This is a genomic window from Citrobacter braakii (assembly GCF_002075345.1).
Classification (GTDB): Bacteria; Pseudomonadota; Gammaproteobacteria; order Enterobacterales; family Enterobacteriaceae; genus Citrobacter; species Citrobacter braakii.
Genome location: NZ_NAEW01000050.1, coordinates 1 through 4100, shown reverse-complemented (window position 1 = coordinate 4100; position 4100 = coordinate 1). Strand labels below are relative to the sequence as shown.

The 4100-nt window shown below is 49.7% G+C and carries 7 protein-coding genes; all 7 read right to left on the bottom strand.

All coding sequences use genetic code 11. The features are described from left to right. Positions 1-195: 195 nt before the first annotated feature. Positions 196-579 carry a 50S ribosomal protein L7/L12 gene (rplL, locus tag BZK42_RS27530; protein WP_080861473.1) on the bottom strand — a complete coding sequence of 128 codons (384 nt, stop codon included), beginning with the start codon at positions 577-579 and terminating at the stop codon, positions 196-198. Between the two features lie 66 nt (positions 580-645). After that, positions 646-1143, bottom strand: coding sequence for a 50S ribosomal protein L10 (gene rplJ / locus BZK42_RS27525; protein ID WP_005132895.1), 498 nt, complete (start codon positions 1141-1143; stop codon positions 646-648). A gap of 358 nt (positions 1144-1501) precedes the next feature. Beyond that, the gene (gene rplA / locus BZK42_RS27515) at positions 1502-2209 is read right to left on the bottom strand and encodes a 50S ribosomal protein L1 (protein WP_016155300.1); all 708 of its coding nucleotides are present in this window, start codon (positions 2207-2209) and stop codon (positions 1502-1504) included. A gap of 3 nt (positions 2210-2212) precedes the next feature. Next, positions 2213-2641, bottom strand: a complete 429-nt coding sequence (gene rplK / locus BZK42_RS27510) for a 50S ribosomal protein L11 (RefSeq protein ID WP_003033122.1) — start codon at positions 2639-2641, stop codon at positions 2213-2215. Positions 2642-2796: 155 nt separating this feature from the next. Then, the gene (gene nusG, locus BZK42_RS27505; protein ID WP_003033125.1) at positions 2797-3342 is read right to left on the bottom strand and encodes a transcription termination/antitermination protein NusG; all 546 of its coding nucleotides are present in this window, start codon (positions 3340-3342) and stop codon (positions 2797-2799) included. A gap of 1 nt (position 3343) precedes the next feature. Continuing rightward, entirely contained in the window at positions 3344-3727 is a 384-nt protein-coding gene (secE, locus tag BZK42_RS27500) for a preprotein translocase subunit SecE (protein ID WP_003033128.1), read from the bottom strand. A 230-nt stretch (positions 3728-3957) separates the two neighbouring features. After that, the coding region (locus BZK42_RS27495) for an EF-Tu C-terminal domain-related protein (protein WP_446661267.1) at positions 3958-4100 on the bottom strand (143 nt) is incomplete at its 5' end.

The following is a 4100-nucleotide window of genomic DNA, read 5'->3' as shown; positions in this document are numbered from 1 at the left end:
TCTTGTTAAACATTTGCAGTTGCCAGACCGCAATGTGTTTTAACAAATCAAAAGGGGTTTTAATAACTGGCCCAAAGCTGAAAGCTTTCCGGAACCCCCAGCCTAGCTGGGGGTTTTCTGTGCACAAAAAGGCTGGTGACTAAAAAGTCACCAGCCATCAGCCTAATTTCTTAGGCTGCAACCAGAAAAGTTGGCTTATTTAACTTCAACTTCAGCGCCAGCTTCTTCCAGAGATTTTTTCAGTGCTTCTGCGTCGTCTTTGCTCACGCCTTCTTTCAGCGCAGCCGGTGCAGATTCTACCAGGTCTTTAGCTTCTTTCAGACCCAGGCCAGTTGCGCCACGTACTGCTTTGATAACAGCAACTTTGTTAGCGCCAGCAGCTTTCAGAATTACGTCGAATTCAGTTTTTTCTTCAGCAGCTTCAGCCGGGCCAGCAGCTACAGCTACAGCAGCAGCAGCAGCTACAGCAGCAGCAGCAGAAACACCGAATTTTTCTTCCATTGCAGAAATCAGTTCTACAACGTCCATTACGGACATAGCGGATACTGCTTCAATGATTTGATCTTTAGTGATAGACATTTAAATTGTTCCTGAAAATCAGAATAAGTTTATACGTAAGCAGATGCTTTACAAAGATAACTGCGATTAAGCAGCTTCTTTCGCATCGCGTACAGCAGCCAGAGTACGAACCAGTTTGCCAGCCGAAGCTTCTTTCATGGTTGCCATCAGGCGTGCAATTGCTTCTTCGTAGGTCGGCAGAGTTGCCAGGCGATCGATATTCGATGCCGTAATCAACTCACCTTCAAAGGCTGCGGCTTTGACCTCAAATTTTGCATTCGCTTTCGCGAACTCTTTGAACAGACGAGCAGCAGCGCCCGGGTGTTCCATAGAGTATGCAATCAGGGTCGGACCAACAAACGTGTCTTTCAGGCACTCGAACTGAGTACCTTCAACGACGCGGCGCAGCAGGGTGTTACGAACAACACGCATGTATACGCCAGCTTCACGACCTGCTTTACGCAGTTCAGTCATTTTATCTACAGTTACGCCACGGGAATCCGCAACTACTGCAGACAGCGCGCCTTTGGCTACTTCGCTGACTTCAGCAACAATCGCTTGTTTGTCTTGAAGATTTAAAGCCATTAGCTTTGCTCCTGGATGTTTGCCGGAACTCATGTTCCGGAACTCACTTCACTCCCCCCAACGGAGAGAGCGTCTAAATACGGTGAGCAGAAACAAGCCAGAGTATCAGAAATAATCTTAGCGTTCTGTCACCGTCTACGCAGGGCATTAAGTTTCTTACGAAACACCTGCGGTCTTCGACGGAGGCCTGGATTAGGCCAGGCTCCAACGAACAAATCTTTTCTATCTGTCGCTATTCAATCTGTAGTGGCGTTGACTGCCTTGCCACAGCCTGAATATCTCAGATATACGTCTGCAATTAGCAGAATACGTGGGGGTAAGATTGTAGACAAAATCACCGCCCACGTAAAGGCGAATATTAGTTCGCCACAGTCGCAGTCAGACCGGACTGATCAACGGCAACGCCAGCACCCATGGTGGTGGAGATGCTAACTTTCTTGATGTACACGCCTTTTGCCTGAGTCGGTTTTGCTTTTTTCAGCGCAACCAACAGAGCTTCCAGGTTTTCTTTCAGTTTGTCAGCGTCAAAATCCACTTTACCGATGGTGGTGTGAATGATGCCGTTTTTGTCGTTACGGTAACGAACCTGACCAGCTTTAGCATTCTTAACAGCTTCAGCAACGTTAGGAGTTACAGTACCAACTTTCGGGTTTGGCATCAGGCCGCGCGGACCCAGAACCTGACCCAGTTGGCCAACAACGCGCATTGCATCCGGGGAAGCAATAACAACGTCAAAGTTCATTTCGCCTTTCTTGATCTGTTCAGCCAGATCTTCCATACCTACCAGCTCAGCGCCTGCAGCTTTAGCAGCTTCAGCGTTTGCACCCTGGGTAAATACGGCTACGCGAACGGAACGGCCAGTACCGTGCGGCAGTACAGTTGCACCACGTACGTTCTGGTCAGATTTACGAGCATCGATGCCGAGGTTAACAGCAACGTCCACGCTTTCTACGAATTTAGCAGTGGCCAGCTCTTTCAGCAGAGCGATAGCTTCGTTGATGTCATACTGCTTAGTAGCATCAACTTTGTCACGGATCACGGACATGCGCTTGGTCAGTTTAGCCATTTCTTAGTCCTCCACTACCAGGCCCATGGAACGTGCAGTACCTTCAATGGAGCGAGTCATCGCTTCAATGTCGGAACCAGTCATGTCGGCAGCTTTGGTCTGCGCGATTTCCTGCAGCTGAGCGCGGGAAATTTTACCCACTTTGTCTTTGTTCGGCTTGCCGGAACCAGACTTGATACCAGCCGCTTTCTTCAGCAGAACTGCTGCCGGAGGCGTTTTGGTAACGAAAGTGAAAGAACGGTCAGCGTAAACGGTGATAACAACCGGGATTGGCAGACCTTTTTCCATGGAATCAGTTTTAGCGTTGAACGCTTTGCAGAATTCCATGATGTTCACGCCTTGTTGACCCAGTGCAGGACCTACCGGCGGACTCGGGTTAGCCATACCAGCTGCAACCTGCAGCTTGACATAGGCTTGGACTTTCTTAGCCATTCTAAATTCCTCTAGTTGGGTTATAACGCCTCAAGGAGGCTCCCCGTGATTAAATTCGTTTTACGGATAGGATCCATAAAAACAAAAGGCGCGAAATTGTATTCCAATCTCGCGCCTTGTGCAACGATTAAATCGTCGCTTTTTTGATCGGGGTGTTAGGCTTTTTCAACCTGAGCGAAGTCCAGTTCAACCGGAGTCGCACGACCGAAGATAGATACGGAAACTTTCAGACGAGACTTCTCGTAGTCCACTTCTTCAACCACGCCGTTAAAGTCAGCGAACGGACCGTCGCTAACGCGAACCATTTCACCTGGCTCAAACATCGTTTTCGGACGCGGCTTGTCGCCAACCTGCTGCAGACGGTTCATGATCGCATCAACTTCTTTGTCGCTGATCGGCGCCGGACGGTCAGAAGTACCGCCGATAAAGCCCATCACACGCGGCACGCTGCGCACCAGGTGCCAGCTTGCGTCATTCATCACCATCTGGACCAATACATAGCCCGGGAAGAATTTACGTTCGCTCTTGCGACGCTGGCCGCCACGGATTTCAACCACTTCTTCGGTCGGCACCATGACTTCGCCAAACAGCTCTTCCATATTTTGTAACTTGATATATTCGCGCAGCGATGTAGCTACGCGGCCTTCAAAACCGGAAAACGCCTGAACGACGTACCAGCGCTTTTTAGGGGCTTCAGACATCTTAGAACCTCAGGCCAGTGATAAAGGATACCAGGCGAACCAGAATACCATCCAGTCCCCACAGGATCAGTGACATTACTGCGGTAACCGCAGCCACAATTAATGTGGTGTGCAATGTTTCCTGGCGAGTTGGCCAAATGACCTTACGGACTTCGGTTCTCGCTTCACGGGCAAAAGCAACGGTCGCTTTACCTTTTGTTGTCAACAGCGCGACACCACCCGCTGCGGCAATCAGAATCACTACGGCCAGCGCACGCAGCGGCAGCATCATGTCACGATAGAGGTAGTTGCCAACGATAGCTACAAGCAGCAATACAGCGACAACAACCCACTTCATCGCTTCCAGGCCGCGCCCGCTTCCTTGAGCTTCGGTATTCGCACTCATAAACCAACCTGTCAGAAGTATTCTACAAACATTTTCACCCCGCGTAAGCGAGGCGATCCAAACCGAAATGCTCTGGTGCGTTTCGGACTAAACGCCCTCTTCAGAGCCTGTCTCAGCAATGATTATGACAAATAAAATCACTGATGAGCCAGGTTCTGGTGTGAAAGCGTGCAAAAAGGGCATCAAATGATGCCCTTTTATTGCGCATTGCGTCAAATGTTATTCGGCAATTAGCTCATTACTTTGGCAACAACGCCCGCACCAACAGTACGGCCGCCTTCACGGATTGCGAAACGCAGACCGTCGTCCATCGCGATTGGGTGGATCAGGGTAACAACCATTTTGATGTTGTCGCCCGGCATTACCATCTCAA

What these genes read in the sequence shown, in the direction of transcription:
- rplL (WP_080861473.1), bottom strand. Translation starts at nt 579, where the DNA reads ATGTCTATCACTAAAGATCAAATCATTGAAGCAGTATCCGCTATGTCC.
- rplJ (WP_005132895.1), bottom strand. Translation starts at nt 1,143, where the DNA reads ATGGCTTTAAATCTTCAAGACAAACAAGCGATTGTTGCTGAAGTCAGC.
- rplA (WP_016155300.1), bottom strand. Translation starts at nt 2,209, where the DNA reads ATGGCTAAACTGACCAAGCGCATGTCCGTGATCCGTGACAAAGTTGAT.
- rplK (WP_003033122.1), bottom strand. Translation starts at nt 2,641, where the DNA reads ATGGCTAAGAAAGTCCAAGCCTATGTCAAGCTGCAGGTTGCAGCTGGT.
- nusG (WP_003033125.1), bottom strand. Translation starts at nt 3,342, where the DNA reads ATGTCTGAAGCCCCTAAAAAGCGCTGGTACGTCGTTCAGGCGTTTTCC.
- secE (WP_003033128.1), bottom strand. Translation starts at nt 3,727, where the DNA reads ATGAGTGCGAATACCGAAGCTCAAGGAAGCGGGCGCGGCCTGGAAGCG.